At 63.2% G+C, this 16,401-nt stretch carries 17 protein-coding genes; 8 read left to right on the forward strand and 9 right to left on the reverse strand.

The genetic code is table 11. From position 1 onward, the window contains the following. Positions 1 to 279 precede the first annotated feature (279 nt). Positions 280 to 1,209: an AEC family transporter gene (locus AC6I6U_RS22225; protein WP_497878176.1), complete on the forward strand. Its 930-nt coding sequence runs from the start codon at positions 280 to 282 to the stop codon at positions 1,207 to 1,209. A gap of 113 nt (positions 1,210 to 1,322) precedes the next feature. Here AC6I6U_RS22225 and AC6I6U_RS22230 read toward each other — a convergent pair whose 3' ends face one another. Then, entirely contained in the window at positions 1,323 to 1,865 is a 543-nt protein-coding gene (locus AC6I6U_RS22230) for a TetR/AcrR family transcriptional regulator (RefSeq protein WP_497878177.1), read from the reverse strand. A 100-nt stretch (positions 1,866 to 1,965) separates the two neighbouring features. On the opposite strand from AC6I6U_RS22230, the gene AC6I6U_RS22235 reads away from it, so the two are divergent. Then, positions 1,966 to 2,748: an SDR family NAD(P)-dependent oxidoreductase gene (locus AC6I6U_RS22235; RefSeq protein ID WP_497878178.1), complete on the forward strand. Its 783-nt coding sequence runs from the start codon at positions 1,966 to 1,968 to the stop codon at positions 2,746 to 2,748. A 37-nt stretch (positions 2,749 to 2,785) separates the two neighbouring features. Here AC6I6U_RS22235 and AC6I6U_RS22240 read toward each other — a convergent pair whose 3' ends face one another. Further along, a complete protein-coding gene (locus AC6I6U_RS22240; RefSeq protein ID WP_497878179.1) occupies positions 2,786 to 3,682 on the reverse strand; it encodes a DMT family transporter in 897 nt (298 codons plus the stop codon). Between the two features lie 132 nt (positions 3,683 to 3,814). Here AC6I6U_RS22240 and AC6I6U_RS22245 point away from each other — a divergent pair, with 132 nt between their 5' ends. Beyond that, the gene (locus AC6I6U_RS22245; RefSeq protein ID WP_497878180.1) at positions 3,815 to 4,252 is read left to right on the forward strand and encodes an Lrp/AsnC family transcriptional regulator; all 438 of its coding nucleotides are present in this window, start codon (positions 3,815 to 3,817) and stop codon (positions 4,250 to 4,252) included. Between the two features lie 163 nt (positions 4,253 to 4,415). Next, a complete protein-coding gene (locus tag AC6I6U_RS22250) occupies positions 4,416 to 5,471 on the forward strand; it encodes a permease (RefSeq protein WP_497878181.1) in 1,056 nt (351 codons plus the stop codon). Positions 5,472 to 5,521: 50 nt separating this feature from the next. Here AC6I6U_RS22250 and mnmH read toward each other — a convergent pair whose 3' ends face one another. Beyond that, the gene (mnmH, locus tag AC6I6U_RS22255; RefSeq protein ID WP_497878182.1) at positions 5,522 to 6,619 is read right to left on the reverse strand and encodes a tRNA 2-selenouridine(34) synthase MnmH; all 1,098 of its coding nucleotides are present in this window, start codon (positions 6,617 to 6,619) and stop codon (positions 5,522 to 5,524) included. After that, positions 6,619 to 7,653 carry a selenide, water dikinase SelD gene (gene selD / locus AC6I6U_RS22260; RefSeq protein ID WP_497878183.1) on the reverse strand — a complete coding sequence of 345 codons (1,035 nt, stop codon included), beginning with the start codon at positions 7,651 to 7,653 and terminating at the stop codon, positions 6,619 to 6,621. The genes mnmH and selD overlap by 1 nt, the downstream gene beginning before the upstream one ends. Before the next feature lie 154 nt (positions 7,654 to 7,807). On the opposite strand from selD, the gene AC6I6U_RS22265 reads away from it, so the two are divergent. After that, a complete protein-coding gene (locus AC6I6U_RS22265; RefSeq protein WP_497878184.1) occupies positions 7,808 to 8,623 on the forward strand; it encodes an AraC family transcriptional regulator in 816 nt (271 codons plus the stop codon). 150 nt (positions 8,624 to 8,773) lie between these two features. Here the strand turns inward: AC6I6U_RS22265 and fabV are convergent, their stop codons facing one another. Continuing rightward, positions 8,774 to 9,970: an enoyl-ACP reductase FabV gene (gene fabV, locus AC6I6U_RS22270; protein ID WP_497878185.1), complete on the reverse strand. Its 1,197-nt coding sequence runs from the start codon at positions 9,968 to 9,970 to the stop codon at positions 8,774 to 8,776. 218 nt (positions 9,971 to 10,188) lie between these two features. On the opposite strand from fabV, the gene AC6I6U_RS22275 reads away from it, so the two are divergent. After that, complete coding sequence (locus tag AC6I6U_RS22275; RefSeq protein ID WP_497878186.1) at positions 10,189 to 11,133, forward strand: GGDEF domain-containing protein; 945 nt, start codon at positions 10,189 to 10,191, stop codon at positions 11,131 to 11,133. A gap of 388 nt (positions 11,134 to 11,521) precedes the next feature. On the opposite strand, the gene AC6I6U_RS22280 is transcribed toward AC6I6U_RS22275, so the two are convergent. The 4 genes from AC6I6U_RS22280 to AC6I6U_RS22295 all read right to left on the reverse strand — a co-directional run bounded on the left by AC6I6U_RS22280 (position 11,522) and on the right by AC6I6U_RS22295 (position 13,942). Continuing rightward, positions 11,522 to 12,289 carry an ABC transporter permease subunit gene (locus AC6I6U_RS22280; protein ID WP_497878187.1) on the reverse strand — a complete coding sequence of 256 codons (768 nt, stop codon included), beginning with the start codon at positions 12,287 to 12,289 and terminating at the stop codon, positions 11,522 to 11,524. A gap of 11 nt (positions 12,290 to 12,300) precedes the next feature. After that, on the reverse strand, positions 12,301 to 13,227 hold the full coding sequence (locus tag AC6I6U_RS22285) for an extracellular solute-binding protein (RefSeq protein ID WP_497878188.1): 927 nt from the start codon (positions 13,225 to 13,227) through the stop codon (positions 12,301 to 12,303). A 170-nt stretch (positions 13,228 to 13,397) separates the two neighbouring features. After that, positions 13,398 to 13,610, reverse strand: a complete 213-nt coding sequence (locus tag AC6I6U_RS22290; RefSeq protein ID WP_497878189.1) for a hypothetical protein — start codon at positions 13,608 to 13,610, stop codon at positions 13,398 to 13,400. Between the two features lie 62 nt (positions 13,611 to 13,672). Next, complete coding sequence (locus AC6I6U_RS22295) at positions 13,673 to 13,942, reverse strand: DUF2790 domain-containing protein (protein WP_497878190.1); 270 nt, start codon at positions 13,940 to 13,942, stop codon at positions 13,673 to 13,675. Positions 13,943 to 14,312: 370 nt separating this feature from the next. Here AC6I6U_RS22295 and AC6I6U_RS22300 point away from each other — a divergent pair, with 370 nt between their 5' ends. Both AC6I6U_RS22300 and AC6I6U_RS22305 read left to right on the forward strand, forming a co-directional pair. Beyond that, complete coding sequence (locus tag AC6I6U_RS22300) at positions 14,313 to 15,053, forward strand: response regulator (RefSeq protein WP_497878191.1); 741 nt, start codon at positions 14,313 to 14,315, stop codon at positions 15,051 to 15,053. Continuing rightward, positions 15,050 to 16,363, forward strand: a complete 1,314-nt coding sequence (locus AC6I6U_RS22305; RefSeq protein ID WP_497878192.1) for an ATP-binding protein — start codon at positions 15,050 to 15,052, stop codon at positions 16,361 to 16,363. Before AC6I6U_RS22300 ends, AC6I6U_RS22305 begins: the two co-directional genes overlap by 4 nt. The last annotated feature ends 38 nt before the right edge of the window (positions 16,364 to 16,401 follow it).

Consider the following 16,401-nt stretch of genomic DNA (forward strand, 5'->3'; position numbering starts at 1 on the left):
CTCCTTGTGCGTTGCGACCAAGACGCCCTTGCCGGCTATGTTGGGCACACGCCACAAACCGGTCTACTGTCAGAAATGACAGGTTTATAGACGGTTTCCGAATAGCCAGTAGTGCCTTCACCTCTAATGGGCCCAAGCCGCCAATGCGATGGCTGGCGTGTACATCAGGCGTGCAGGCGACCGGCTTCGCATGAAACATCACCGGTAAAGATTGCAAGCTAACGATCTCCCCCCTTACCCTTCTCCACCCACCCGCGCATGTCCAAGGCTTCAGCTTCAATGTCTTCCGTACTCACTGTCCTGCTGCCTATCTTTGCCCTGATCCTGGTCGGTTTCATCTGCCGGCGCACCAACCGCCTGGGGCCCGGTGCCGCCTCGGAAATCAATCGCATGGTGGTCTGGCTGTGCCTACCGGCGCTGCTGTTCAAGGCCACGGCGACCGCGACCTGGGAACAGATCTGGCATCCGGGGTTCGTGCTGGCGTTCACCTTGGGCACCCTGGCGATCTTCGGCCTGACCCTGCTGCTGCGCTGGCGCAAGGCCGGGCACTTCGCCGATGCGAGTATCGATGCCCTGAGCGCGTCCTATGCCAACACCGGCTACATCGGCATTCCGTTGTGCGTGATGGTGCTCGGCCAGAACGGCCTGGAGCCGGCGCTGATCGCTTCGCTGCTGGTGGTCTGCGTGCTGTTCGGCCTGGCGCTGGTGTGCATCGAGATCGGCTTGCAGACCGAGCGCCAGGTGCACCGGATCGTGTTCAAGGTGCTGCTGGCCCTGGCGAAGAACCCGCTGGTGGTGTCACCGCTGCTCGGTGCCCTCTGGGCCTGGGGCGGTGCACCGTTGCCGGCACCGCTGGAGACGTTCCTCGGCCTGCTGGGCGCGGCGACCAGCCCCTGCGCACTGATCTCCCTAGGGCTGTTCCTGGCGCACAAGCAACAGGGCCCTCGTGAAGGCGTGACACTGCTGGTACTGCTCAAACTGGTGGCGCACCCGCTGCTGACCTGGTTCCTCGCCTTCCGGGTGTTTCACCTGCCACCGTTGTGGGCCAACTCGGCGCTGCTGCTCAGCGCCCTGCCCACCGGCACCGGGCCGTTCATGCTGGCCGAGTACTACAAGCGCGAAGCCTCGCTGGTGTCGAGCACGATCCTGGTCTCCACCCTGGGTTCGCTGGTGACCCTGTCGATCTGCCTGTACCTGATCGGTCACTGAGATACCCGCTCAACCCGCTCGTTGCGGGCCTCCACGACTTGCGTTGGGTCGCCCCGACCACCCTGCTCGCCCTGCGCTGCGTGCAACAGGCGCTGACGGCGACAGCCCGACAGTCACTTTTCCAACAGCCAGTTGCGGCTATCCTCGAGTAGCCGCTCGGCCAACTGCGGGTCGTCACAAACCCGCGCCAGCACCAGGGCACCGACCAGGGTCGCCAGGTTGCCGGTGGCGGCGCGGCGTTTCTCCTCGGCCGAGGCGCCCGGCGTATCCTGCTCCAGACGCTCAAGCTGCCGGCCAATGCTGCGGGTCATCTGCGCCCGCGCCTCGGCGGACTGGCGACGGGTTTCCCCGGCCAATCCGGCCAGCGGACAACCGCCGGCGCAATCCTCACGGTGGGCCGGGCTCAGGTACCGCTCGATGTAGCCGGCCAGGTCGTCACCCACCGGCGGCGACGTCGAGGCCACATGGGCCAGGGCTTCGGCCACCAGCTCATCCTTCGAGGCGAAGTAGCCATAGAAACCACCATGGGTCATGCCGGCAGCCTTCATCACCTGGGCGACGCTGACCGCCTCGTAGCCATGTTCCCGAAACAGCCGGCCGGCGACCTCGAGAATCTTCAGGCGGTTTTGCGCCACCTGCTCGCGACTGACTTTCATCCGAACCTCCGTTGACAGGCTTGACAGTATACATGACGAACATCATATTTAATAAACATGATGACCATCATGATTAAATCGACCCACGAGGATTACTGTCATGACCGCTAAATCCACCGTTCTGATCACGGGTGCATCCACCGGTATCGGCGCCGTTTACGCCGACCGTTTCGCCAGACGTGGGCACGATCTGGTACTGGTCGCCAGGGACAAGTCGCGCATGGATACCCTGGCCGAACGCCTGCAGGCGGAAACTGGCGTGAAGGTGGAGGTGCTGCAGGCCGACCTGACCGATGCCGCTGACCTGGCAGGGATCGAGGCACGGGTCAGGGACGATGCCAGTATCGGCATCCTGGTCAACAATGCCGGCATGAGCGGTGGCGGCAGCTTCATCGAGCAGGCACCGGAGCTGGTGAGCCAGATCATCAACCTCAACATCACCGCCCTCGCCCGCCTGAGTAATGCCATTGCGCCACGCCTGGTACGGACCGGTGGCGGCTCGATCATCAACCTCGCCTCGGTGGTGGGCCTGGCGCCGGAGTTGCAGTTGAGTGTCTACGGAGCGAGCAAGGCATTCGTGCTGTTCCTGAGCCAGGGCTTGAATATCGAACTGGGCGCCCAAGGGCTGTATGTCCAGGCGGTGCTGCCGGCTGCAACCCGCACCGAAATCTGGGAACGCTCCGGCAAGCGGATCGAGGACCTGCCGGCGGTGATGGAGGTCGAGGACCTGGTGGACGCGGCACTGGTGGGCTTCGACCGCCGCGAAACCGTGACCATTCCGCCGCTGCCGGACGAAGGCCAGTGGCAGGCCCTGGAGGCGGCGCGCCTGGCGATGCTGCCCAACTACCTGCAGGTGCTGCCGGCAGCACGTTACCGCGCCTGATCGTTTGCCCCCATCGGGGTCGATGGGGGCACCTCATTCAATTACGTGCAACAACCCGGCGACTCCAGGGCGTCCAGCCCTGCTGCATTCCAGCAGCCGCCAACAGAATCGCCGTCACACCCAGCCACTGCAATGGCTGCAAGCGGTGCCCGAAGGCGAACCAATCGACGAAAATCGCCGCAATCGGATAGATGAACGACAGCGCACCGGTCAACGCCGTCGGCAGTTTCTGGATCGCACCATACAGCAGCACATACATGGCACCGGTGTGGACGATCCCCAGGGTCACCAGGCTGCCCCAGGCAGCGGCCTGCGTCGGCAGCGTCGAGAAATTCGCCCAGGGCGCCAGCAACAGTGTCCCCGTAGCCACCTGGATCAGTGCGATCAAGTGGGGCGGCGTACCGACCAGGCGCTTGATGATCAAGGCGGCAAAGGCATACAGCAGCGCCGCGCCCAGGGCCAGCGCGATGCCCAGCAGATAATCGCCGCCACTCTCGCCCTGCTGGCCATGGGCACTGACGATCGCCAGCATCCCGGCAAAGGCCAGGCCCAGCCAGAACAGTTTCTGCACAGTGATCTTCTCGCCGAGAAACAACGCCGCCAACCCCACCAGCATGAACGGCTGGACGTTGTAGACCGCCGTGCCGATGGCAATCGAGGCGCGGGAATAGGAAGCGAACAGCAGCAGCCAATTGCCGACGATCGCCACCCCGCTGAGTACCGCCAACAGGAAAGTGGTTCGGGTCAGTATGCCTGGGCGCAGAAAACCCAAGGCGGCGCAGATCGCCAACAGGGTCAGCGCGCCGAACAGGCAGCGCCAGAACACCACGTCCAGTACCGGCTGGCCGGACACCAGCACGAACCAGCCGATGGTTCCGGAAATCAGCATGGCCGCGACCATTTCCAGCGACCCGCGATGCAGTGATTGAGGCATGATTGAACTCCTTGGCAGATGGCAAAAGTATGCCAAGCGCCCTGGCGGCTTCTCCAGCGACTATGAAAGGCTAAACTGCGGTTTTGCCTTTATGATCAAGGCCAACCACGACTTTTACCTTACGAGGCCATGATGACCGACGCCATTGACCAACTCCTGCTCACGGCCTTGATGGAAGACTCCCGGCGCTCGCTCAAGGCCCTGGCGCAGATCAGCGGGCTGTCCGCACCCAGCGTCGCCGAGCGCCTGCGCCGCCTGGAGGAACGCGGGGTGATCAAGGGCTACACCGTCGAGGTCGAGCCCCGCTCCTTTGGCTACCTGTTGCAGGCCATCGTCCGTATCCGACCACTGCCCGGCCAGTTGCACGAGGTGGAGCGACAGATCCAGGCGATTCCCGAGTTCACCGAGTGCGACAAGGTCACCGGTGACGACTGCTTCATCGCGCGCCTGCATGTACGGAACATGGAGCAGTTGGACACCCTGCTCGATCAGCTGAACAGCCATGCCGAGACCAATACCGCGATCGTCAAGAAGACACCGGTGAAACGGCGGTTGCCGCCGATGGCCTAAGGCGAGTGTTCAATCTTTGTCGCCGCTGGCCAATGTAGGAGTCGGCTTGCCGGCGAAGACGACCGATCAGACGAGGCGTCCCACTCGGACAACATCGCGAAGCGCAGCCCCTGGGGTATCATTCACCCGAAATCCTTCACTCTCCTTCCAGAGCCCGCCCGTCATGACCTCACTCTCCTCCACCACCCCAGCACGGGGTTGGTCACTGTGGTGGAAGCCGCTGCTGTTTCTCACCATCGCCGCCATCGGCCTTTACTACGTAAAGTGGTCGCCCTACTACGCCAAGGCCTTCGTCGCCGCCGACAGCCACAGCATCGGCGGCTCGATCATCAACGACAATCCGGGCTCGCCGGTGGCGGCCGCACTGGCCTACGCCCAGGTGTACTTCCTGGCAATCTGGAAAGCCGCCGTGCTGGCGGTGATCCTCGGCTCGCTGCTGCAGGTGCTGATTCCCCGTGACTGGCTGCTGCGCCTGTTCGGCCGGGCCGGCTTCGGTTCGACCCTGCGCGGCGGGCTGTTCGCCCTGCCCGGCATGATGTGCTCGTGCTGCGCCGCTCCCGTGGCCGCCGGCATGCGCAGGCAGAATGTCTCGGTAGGCGCGGCGCTGGCGTTCTGGATCGCCAATCCGGTGCTCAACCCGGCCACCCTGGTGTTCATGGGTTTCGTCCTCGGCTGGGGCTTCAGCGCGATCCGCCTGGTGGCGGGACTGGTGCTGGTACTTGGGGTGTCGCTGGGCGCCCAGCGGATCGCCCGTCCAGAGACGCTGCCGGAGCCGGCCGTGGAAGCGGTGGTGGCGGCCAGCACGGCGAGCGACCAGCACTTCTTCGTGCGCTGGGGCAAGACACTCTGGCAACTGTTCTGGAGCACCATTCCGATCTATATCGTGGCGGTACTGCTGCTCGGCGCAGCGCGGGTCTGGCTGTTCCCCCATGTCGACGGCGCAATGAGCAACAGCCTGCTGTGGCTGGTACCGCTGGCGATCGTCGGCACGCTGTTCGTGATTCCGACGGCGGCGGAGATTCCGATCGTACAGACCATGATGACCCTGGGCCTGGGTACCGCACCGGCCGTTGCGCTGCTGATGACCCTGCCAAGCATCAGCCTGCCGTCGCTGCTGATGCTGCGCAAGGAATTCGATGCTCGGGTGCTGGTGACCGTGGCGGTGCTGACCATGCTGGTCGGCATCGTCAGCGGATTGGTGGCGGTGGTGGTGCTCTAGGCACCGCTTTTCCATATGGAACCGGACTTGTGGGAGCCGGATCAGCTCTCTCAGCGTCGTGTCCGGTTCCCGAGATATTCCAGCACCGCTGACTGATCGCCCGCGAACTCGATCCGCGCGCCCTTCTTCTCGCGCTGGAATACGTACATCGGGTCGTAGTACTCGTTGAGCAGCCCCAGGATCCAGGCCCGGTGCAGGTCGACAGCACCACTGCGCTCCTGCTCGACCAGGGCATCGGCCATCAGTGCCCGCATCCGCCCATGGCACTCGCCGCCCAGGCGCTTGTGGATGTTGTCCAGGCTGCCGAGCAAACGTTCGCTGAACAATTTGAAGCCGTTGTCCCCATGAACGGCGATGAACTCCGCACACAGCTGCACCACGTAGTCACGCAGGATACGCTCGACGCGGCTCTCCACGCTGTCCTCGAGCCAGACCATGGAAAAGCGCTGCATGCCCTGGTACAGCGCCAGCGGCAAGGCACAGCGCCCGACCATGCGGCTCTCGTCCTCGACCACGAACTGTTCGATACCACGGGCACGCTTCTTCAGCAGGTCCACTGCCAGGCGGTTCTCGAAATCGATGTTGGACGGCTGCCCGGTGGCCCGCTTGCCGAAGCTGGAACCACGATGATTGGCATGCCCTTCCAGGTCCAGGCTGTTGTCCAACTGGAGGATGACGTCGGTCTTGCCGGTGCCGGTCATGCCGCCCAGCAGGACGAAGTCGGTTTGTGCCACCGCCTGCTCGACGGCCTGCATCAGGAAGGTCCGCATGGCCTTGTAGCCGCCCGCCACCCGCGGGAAGTCGATGCCTGCATCCTGCTTGAGCCATTGCTGGACGATCTGCGAACGCAGGCCACCGCGGAAACAGTAGAGCACCCCATCCGGATGCGCCCTGGTGAAATCGACCCAGGCCTGCAACCGGGCCGCCTTGACCTCGCCAGACACCAGTTGGTGACCGAGGACGATCGCCGCCTGCTGGCCGTGCTGCTTGTAGCAGGTACCCACGCGCTGACGTTCCAGGTCGCTCATCAGCGGCAGGTTGACGACGCCGGGGAAGGAGCCCTTGGCAAATTCGACCGGTGCCCGGGTATCCATCATCGGCACATCATCAAGAAACAGCTTGCGGTAGTCGGTGATATCGCCTGGCATCAGGACACCTCTACCGCATGGCTCTGTCGCTCCACCAGTTGGCCGATGGGCTCGAGACTCAGGCCCAGCTCGGCGGCGACGGAGAGGAACTGCGCCTGCCCCTCGGGGGTGACGGCTATCAGCAGGCCGCCGCTGGTCTGCGGGTCGCACAGCACCCGCTTGTGCAGTTCGCGCAGCGGGCCGACCTTGCTGGCATAACTGTCGAAGTTGCGCAGCGTACCGCCAGGAATGCAGCCCTGCTCCAGGTAATACTCGACCGTCGGCAGGCGCGGCACCTGCTCGTACACGATGCGCGCGGTCAGACCGCTGCCATCGGCCATTTCCACCAGGTGACCGAGCAGGCCGAAACCGGTGACGTCGGTCATCGCGGTCACCCCCGGCAACTTGCCGAAACGGCTGCCGGGCTTGTTCAGGGTGCACATCCAGTCACACGCCACGCCGACGTCTTCGCTGCGCAGCTTGCCTTTCTTTTCCGCAGTGGTCAGCACGCCAATGCCCAAGGGCTTGGTCAGGTAGAGGATGCTGCCGGCAGTGGCGGTGTCGTTGCGCTTCATGTTGCGCTTGTCCACCAGCCCGGTGACGGCCAGGCCGAAGATCGGCTCGGGGGCATCGATCGAGTGCCCACCGGCCAGCGGGATGCCGGCGGCGTCACACACCGCACGCCCACCGCGAATCACCTCGCGGGCGACCTCAGGCCTCAGCACGTTCACCGGCCAGCCGAGAATCGCGATGGCCATCAACGGGTCGCCGCCCATCGCATAGATGTCGCTGATGGCGTTGGTGGCGGCAATGCGTCCGAAGTCGAAGGGATCGTCGACGATCGGCATGAAGAAATCGGTGGTCGACACCACGCCGCGTTCTTCGTCGATGGCGTACACCGCCGCATCGTCGCGCGAGGCGTTGCCGACCCAGAGTTTCGGGTCGAGGTTCTGGGCACCGCTGCCAGCCAGGATCACCTCCAGCACCTGGGGCGAAATCTTGCAGCCGCAGCCGGCGCCGTGGCTGTACTGGGTCAGGCGAATGGGTTCGCTCATCGATCAACCTCGCTGTATCAAAGTCTGCCGATTCTAACAGACCCGTCCATGCCCGACCTGTGCCCCTAAACCGGGGACGTGCGACAAAGCGGCGCCTTCCGGTGTTTTCCTTTACTATCGGTGCGGTAATAAAGAAATAAAAACAGGCAGGACCATGGGCACACACACGCCGATCATCGACTGGGTGCACCGCGCACCACAGACCAGCCATGTGGAACGTTTCGAAGCGTTCTTCCATGGCCATCGCTTCAGCCCCCATCGCCACGATACCTATGCGATCGGCCGCACCCTGGCCGGCGTGCAGAGCTTCAAGTACCGCGGCAGCCAGCGTCACAGCCTGCCCGGCGGGACCATGGTGCTGCACCCGGATGAGGTCCACGATGGCCAGGCCGGCACCCACGACGGCTTCCAGTACCGGATGATCTACCTTCAGCCTTCGCTGATCCAGGCGGCTCTCGGTGGCCAGCCCCTGCCCTTCATTCCTGGCGGTCTGAGCGCCGACCCACGCCTGCGGATCGCCACCGAAACCCTGTTGCAGAGCATGGACAATGCGCTCGATCCGCTGGAGGAAGAGGATGCGATCTTCGAACTGGCCCATGCGCTGAATGCGGTGTGCGGCGCACCGGTCAGGCGGCGCAGTTTCGATTACCAGGCAGCGGAACGTGCCAGGGAGTTCATGCACAGCGCCCTGGATCGCACCGTGACCCTCGATGAACTGGCCGAGTACAGTGGTCGCGATCGCTGGGCCCTGAGCCGGGATTTTCGCCTGCTGTTCGGTACCAGCCCCTATCGCTACCTGAGCATGCGTCGGCTGGACCTGGTGCGTTCATTGCTGGCGCAGGGTCATTCGCTGAGTGAAGCAGCGTTGATGGCCGGGTTCTCCGACCAGAGCCACATGAACCGGCAATTCCGTACCACCTTCGGCCTGGCGCCAGGGCACTGGGCAAAGATGCAACGACTGGCAGGCTGAAGCAGCGGGACACGGGACGAAAGGTACAACGACGGGCGCTTGCCCGAGGGAGGGGTGAGCCGCAGGCGCCAGGGCTGGCACCTGCGTTCATCTTCAGGCGACGACCCGCGCGGTGCCACCGCACGGATCGTTCAAGGCCTCAGGCGCGACTCAAGCCTGGATCAGGTTGGCGATCGCCACGTCAGGGCTGACGTCGGCATCGTAGTCCACACCTTCGACACCGAAGCCGAACAGACGCAGGAACTCGGCCTTGTAGCCGGCGAAATCGGTCAGTTCGTTGAGGTTCTCGGTGGTCACTTCGTTCCACAGCTTGGCCACCAGGTCCTGCACCTCAGGCGCCAGTTCCTTGTAGTCGGCACGCAGGCGGCCGTCTTCGTCGAGGATCGGGGTTGGCGAATACAGGCTGTCCTTGTACAGGCCATAGACCTGCTCGATGCAACCTTCGTGGACGCCCTGCTCCTTCATCACCTTGAACAGCAGCGACAGGTACAGCGGCATGATCGGGATGGCCGAGCTGGCCTGGGTGACCACGGCCTTGAGTACCGACACACGGGCGTCGCCGCCCTTGGCCGCCAGGCGCTCGCGGATCGCCAGGACCTTCTGGTCCAGGTCCTTCTTGGCCGCGCCAATCGAACCGTTCCAGTAGATGTCGTGGGTGACCTTTTCGCCCAGGTAGGTGAACGCGGTGGTCTTGGCGCCTTCGGCCAGCACGCCGGCTTCGTCCAGGGCGTCGATCCACAGCTGCCAGTCTTCACCGCCCATGACCTTGACGGTACCGGCGATTTCTTCCTCGGTAGCCTGCTCCAGGGTGGTTTCGGCAACCACTTCCTTGTCAGTGTTCAGACCGCGCTGGGTGATCGACTTGCCGATCGGCTTGAGCGTCGAGCTGTAGACTTCACCGGTTTTCGGGTCGGTACGGCGTGGCGCCGCCAGGCTGTAGACCACCAGGTCGATCTTGCCCATGTCGCGCTTGATGGTTTCGATGGTCAGGCGCTTGACTTCGTCGGAGAAGGCGTCGCCGTTGATGCTCTTGGTGTACAGGCCCTTGGCCTCGGCGAACTTGTGGAAAGCGGCGCTGTTGTACCAGCCGGCGGTGCCCAGCTTGCCTTCGTCGCCTTCGCGCTCGAAGAACACGCCGAGGGTGTTGGCACCGCAACCGAATGCGGCGGTGATGCGTGCAGCCAGGCCATAGCCGGTAGAGGCGCCGAGCACCAGGACGTTCTTCGGTCCGTCATTGACCGGGCCTTGCTGGGTGACGTAGTCAATCTGTTGCTTGACGTTGGCTTCGCAGCCCACTGGATGAGTGGTCACACAGATAAAGCCACGAACGCGTGGTTTGATGATCATTAAGGTCCCCTTTTCTCTTAGGCCTATATCGACGCTGATGATGATAACGTCGCGGATTCTAGTCGTAGACGCTCAAAAAGCCCATGCGTCACTGCTTTTACCACACCGGTTGTGCCGGAGAAGGTGAAATACCTTGCCTTGCATCGCCTGGACCTTGATTCCAGGGCCTGCGGGCAACATTCTAGCCGCCCCCCTCCTACTGTGAATCCTGATCGATCATGAGCACCCCGTCTGCCACCGAAACCGATAGCGATGTCTACAAGACCCTGCTCGAATCGACCAAGGCCATTCCCTGGCGAATCGACTGGCAGACCATGACCTTCAGCTACATCGGCCCGCAGATCGAGACACTGCTCGGCTGGGCCCAGGACAGCTGGGTCGGTATTGATGACTGGGTCTCGCGCATGCACCCGGACGATCGCGAATACGTGGTGAACTTCTGCGTCTCGCAATCCAAGGCCGGCGTCGACCACGAGGCCGACTACCGCGCCCTGACCCGCGACGGTGAGTACGTATGGATACGCGATGTGGTGCATGTGGTGCGCAAGGACGGGGAAGTCGAGGCGCTGATCGGGTTCATGTTCGACATCAGCGAACGCAAGAAAACCGAGGAACACCTGGTGCGCCTGCAGAAACAGCTGGAGGAGTATTCGTTCCAGGATGGACTGACCGGCATCGCCAACCGCCGCATGTTCGACACCATCCTCGCCCGCGAGTGGGAACAGGCCCAGAGCAGCCAACTGCCGCTGTCGCTGATCATCCTGGATATCGACTTCTTCAAGCAGTACAACGACCACTACGGCCACATCAAGGGTGACGAAGCCCTGCGCCAGGTGGCCCAGACCCTGGCTCGGGCCACCAACCGGCCACGGGACTTCATTGCCCGGATCGGTGGCGAGGAGTTCGTCTGGCTGCTGCCCGAAACGCCAGCGGAAAAAGCCAGGCAGGTGGCACAGAAATGCCTGCAGCTGGTTCGCCAGCAACAGATTGCCCATGAGAAGTCGGCAGTATCGGAACTGTTGAGCATCAGTCTCGGGGTCGGCACCACCCGCGCCGCTGTCGAAGAGCCAGCGCTGGGCTTCGTCGAAAAGGTCGATGAGTTGTTGTACCGGATCAAGCGCAACGGACGCATGGGTGCCGAGTACGCCGACTTCAGCGAATGACTGAAGCCTGACCCTGCCTTTGTAGGAGCCGGCTTGCTGGCGATCCGCCAAAGGCGGCCATCCACCGAAATCATGACCGACAGTGGCACTGTTATCGCCAGCAGGCCGGTCACCACAAGGAATGGGCTAAAGCCCAAGGCAGGGCTCTAGCACGCTACTCGACACAATCGGGTAGGTTTGTATCAATAATCACTATTGATGCGACTGATAAGCGATAAGCGGGCAGCACTGGTACTGTGCACCCCGATGGCAAAGTTATGCCTCAATCGGTTTCCGGCCACTGCCGGAACAGTCATTGGGCCGTACTCTTCTTCATCATCCTTTGGTTAAGACTTCAGCTACTGTACTCCCCGTGCAGTAGCTTTTTTTTAACCGCGAACATTACCCCTCACCCCCGCGTCCAGCTCGCGTTGCGCCCAAACGCCGACAGGCACCACAGCGGGAACGGCAGGGTCACCAGTAGCAACAGCCAGAGCAAGGCATAGACCGCCTCCACCCCTTCGTTCTGCAAGTTGACGAACAGCTTGACCGGTATGCCCTGGGGAAAATAGGCAAAGACCATGACAATGCCGAACTCGCCGATCACCCTCACCCAGACGATCGCCAGCCCCGCAGCCAGGGCCCGTGCCGCCAATGGCAAGGTGACACGCCTCATCACCCCCGCAGCCGAGCAGCCCAGGCCACGGGCCGCCTCTTCAAGGGACAGCGGCACCGCCTCGAACGCCGAGCGGGCCGCCAGCACGAAGTAGGACAACCCGCCATACAACTGGGCCAGGACGAACGCCGGAATGTTGTTGCTCAGGGTGATACCCAACCGGCCCAGTGGCTCGCCAAGTGCACCATAGGGACCATAGGCCGAAACCAGCACGATCCCCATGGCCAACGGCGGCGTCAACAGCGCCATCAATACCAGCGATTCCACGGCCCGCTTGAACACCGAATGCGTGCGCGCCAGCCAACGGGCAAGCGGCAACCCGAGCAGCACGATCAATAGACAGGACAACGCACTCAAGCCGAGCGAAACACCGAGGGCGCTCCAATCGCCATAGGCCAGTTGCAGATCACTCCAGGCCGTCTCCCTGGCCAGAGCGAAAAACGGCAGTCCCAACAGCAGCGCCGCAGGCACGCAGAGCCAGGCAGACAGCCGGGGACTCACCAGCCAGCCGCTCAGTTGACCAGCGCCTCGCCCTTGGGCTTGCCGTAGCCTGCGTGGGCAAACAGCGCCTGGCCTTCAGCCGACTGCAGGAAGCCGACGAAAGCCTTGGCCTGCTCGGGGTTGGGCGCGTTTTTCAGCACGGTCGCGTAAAACACCAGCGGCTGCGGATGAACGACCTGGTCCTTGCCGTTCTTGTCCTTGAGGCTGATGCTGACGGTGTCGTACCAGTCCCTGGCGAACTGCGGGTTGCTCAGGTTGATCTCGTCCGGCAACGCCACATAGGGCAGGTGCGCCGACAGGGTCGCACTCTCGTAGCCCGAGGCTGCGTCCACCTGCCCGGCCTCCAGGCGGGTCAGCAGGCCACCTTCGCCAAACACCTGCGCCGGGTTCTGTACCTCGCCAAGGATTTTCTGTGCCAGGCCCGGCTGACGGTAGTATTTCTCGGCCAGTTGCATGGCGAAGACAATGTTCTGGCCCTGGGGATCGGTCGCCGCATCGGTGCGACCAAAGCGCAGCCCCGGCTGTTGCAGCACCTGCCACCAGGCCTGGCTGGCATCCGCCGCCTGGCTGGCCTCGAACGCCTTGGCGAACGTGCTCTTGGGGTTATAGGCAATCACCATCCGCGTACTGGCCACCGGCACCGCGGTATCCACCAGTCCGGCCTGGCGCAGAATCTCGATCGGCCCCGGCGTGATCGAAACGAATACATCGGCGACCACCTTCTTCGAGGCCAACAGGCGCGCCAGGCCGTAGGCGCCCTCGCCCTGCCCCTGGTAGGTCACCTGGTGCTCGCGGGCAAAGGCCGGGCCGAGGGACTTGTCCATGACCACGCCCATGGAACCGGCGTAGGTAACGTGCAAGGTATCTGCCGCCTGGGCTGCCAGGGACAGCGACAAGGCCAATCCCCCCATGGCCATCTTCCACCGTTGCTTGCTCATGCTGGCACTCCACCGCTATAGGGTTATTTATATAGCGGCGCAGCCTAACGCCCCGCACAAGGACAGGGAACCGGGCAGCGGGATATTGGGAGTTGCTCGCTATCTTTTGTCCGTTAGGGCTTGCCCGCCGCCACTTGTCCGACTTGGAGCAAGGGGCGGCGCGGGGTGGCTCAGGCCGGCATGTCGTCCACATGGCGCCCCTGAGGCGTGTGGCTTGAGCCGTTCTCGCTCAGCAGTGGAGACCTTTGCTGCTCGCCCACCGGGGTCAGCTGGAAGCAATGGCCGTCCGGGCACTGGCGTTTTTCGGTAGCGGCATTGGCGTGTACTGCAGCGCCAGCCAGGGAGAAAGCGATCGCACTCAGGTAGGTTCCAACGTGGTTCATGGCATGCACTCTCGTATCAGGAATAAAAGGCTCAACACGGCAAGGGCGAAGCGTTCCAAGGCTCAACTCCCTTCGTGGCAGATATCGGAGAACTTGCGGTAGGCAAGAATGTGTTGCTCACCCTGGGAATCGAGGTAGGTCATGCGAGCGTTGACCACGCTGCACTCCGGGCCATCGTCCTGACTCAGCGACAACACCTTGCGCACATCCAGGTGGCTGCCGTAGCGGTAGGTTTCCGGTTGCGGCTGAACCTGGGACTCGGCACGGGCCGACAGGGTGCAGACATTCAGTGCAGCGAAAAGGCAGGCGGCGAAAAGGGCTTTGCTGTTCATGGTCATTTCCTTCTGGTTGGCTTCAGCGAGGTCGAGTCGCGTTGCCTCGATGGAGCTCATTGAACGCCCGCCAGGTATCCCGGATGTGTCGCGAACGGCCCGCAATTAAAGCTCAAGTGTCTGGAGCGCCGCCTGATACAAAGCCATACACACGGCTGGCTCAGCCAGCCATGGGGCATCCCGCCTATATGGCAACGGTGAACGATCTTGTGCAAATGACCGAGGTTGGAGACGGTGAGCCCGAGCAGGCTTTTTTGCATATCCATGTATCCGTTTCGCGCCAGATACACTGCAATACAAACAGCAGCAGGCAAACGCAGTGCTTGTGGTTAGACTGCGCCATACCCCATTTTTGACAGAGGTTGGACCGATGGAACATGTCGATCACATCTTGATCGTGGACGATGACCGGGAAATCAGGGAGCTGGTCGGCAACTACCTGAAGAAGAACGGCCTGCGCACTACGGTAGTCGCCGATGGCCGGCAAATGCGCGCCTTCCTGGAAACCACTCCCGTGGACCTGATCGTGCTCGACATCATGATGCCTGGCGACGACGGCCTGCTGCTGTGCCGCGAGCTGCGCGCCGGCAAGCACAAGACCACCCCGGTGCTGATGCTGACCGCCCGCAACGACGAAACCGACCGGATCATCGGCCTCGAAATGGGCGCCGACGACTACCTGGTCAAGCCATTCGCCGCCCGCGAGCTGCTGGCACGGATCAACGCCGTGCTGCGCCGCACGCGGATGCTGCCACCGAACCTGGTGGTGACCGAAAGCGGTCGCCTGCTGGGCTTCGGGCGCTGGAAACTGGATACCACCGCGCGCCACCTTCTTGATGAGGACGGCACCATGGTCGCCCTGAGCGGTGCCGAATACCGCCTGCTGCGGGTGTTCCTCGACCACCCGCAGCGGGTGCTCAACCGCGACCAGTTGCTCAACCTCACCCAGGGCCGCGACGCCGACCTGTTCGACCGCTCCATCGACCTGCTGGTCAGCCGCCTGCGCCAGCGCCTGCTCGACGACGCCCGTGAACCGGCCTACATCAAGACCGTGCGCAGTGAGGGCTACGTGTTCTCGCTGCCGGTCGAATTGCTCGGGGCGCAAGCATGAGACGCGTCCTGCACTGGCCGCGCACCCTGGCCTCGCGGCTGTCGCTGATCTTCCTGGTGTGCCTGATCCTGGCCCAGGCGCTGTCGTTCGGCGCGCAATCCTACGAGCGTTATGAAAGCGCCAAGAACGCCATGCTCGGCAACCTGGAAACCGACGTCGCGACCTCCATCGCCATCCTCGAACGCCTGCCGGCAATCGAGCGCGCCAGCTGGCTGCCACGCCTGGCACGACACAACTACGGCTACCTGCTCGACGAAGGCACGCCCGGCGTGCCCATGAGCCCGGGCGAGTTGCCGATCGCCGTGCCCTCGATCGAGGAAGCCCTGGGGCCTGACTATCCGGTGACCTTCAGCGATATCCCTGGGCCGAAAAAGCACTTCCAGGCACACCTGACCCTCAAGGACGGCAGCCCGGTGACCATCGACGTGCGCCCCTCGCTCGCACCGATGTCGACCTGGCTGCCAGCGGTACTGTTCGGGCAACTGCTGCTGATGCTCGGCTGTACCTGGCTGGCGGTGCGTATCGCGGTCCGCCCGCTGACCCGCCTGGCCCAGGCGGTGGAGAACCTCGACCCCAACACCCATGCGGTGCAGCTGGACGAAAGTGGCCCATCGGAAGTCGCCCATGCCGCCACGGCGTTCAACGCCATGCAAAAACGCATCGCCGACTACCTCAAGGAACGCATGCAACTGCTCGCGGCGATTTCCCATGACCTGCAGACGCCCATCACCCGCATGAAACTGCGCGCCGAGTTCATGGAAGAATCGCCCGAGAAGTACAAACTCTGGCAGGACCTGGGGGAAATCGAACACCTGGTCCGCGAAGGCGTTGCCTATGCCCGCAGCGTGCACGGTGCAACCGAACTCAGTTGCCGCATCGACCTCGACTCGTTCCTCGACAGCCTGGTCTTCGACTACCAGGACACCGGCCAGGAAGTCGAACTGCAGGGCAAGAACGGCGCACTGATCGAGATTCGCCCCCATGCCCTGCGCCGGGTGCTGGTCAATCTGGTGGACAACGCCCTGAAGTTCGCCGGCGCGGCGCAACTGGTGGTCAGTTCGAAGGACAACCAGAGCATCTCGATCCAGGTCCTCGACCGTGGTCCGGGAATCGACGAGGCACAGTTGCAGGACGTCCTCAAGCCGTTCTACCGGGTGGAAAGCTCGCGCAACCGCAGCACCGGCGGCACCGGCCTGGGCCTGGCGATTGCCCAGCAACTGGCGGTGGCCCTGGGCGGTTCGTTGACCCTGAGCAACCGCGAAGGCGGCGGCCTGTGCGCCGAGCTGCAACTGGGCAGCACCCGCCCCTGACTCACCCTGCCCATAACGCCCCGCCAACAGTGCCCCGT

The sequence above is a fragment of the Pseudomonas sp. UTLPPB19802 genome (assembly GCF_059730225.1).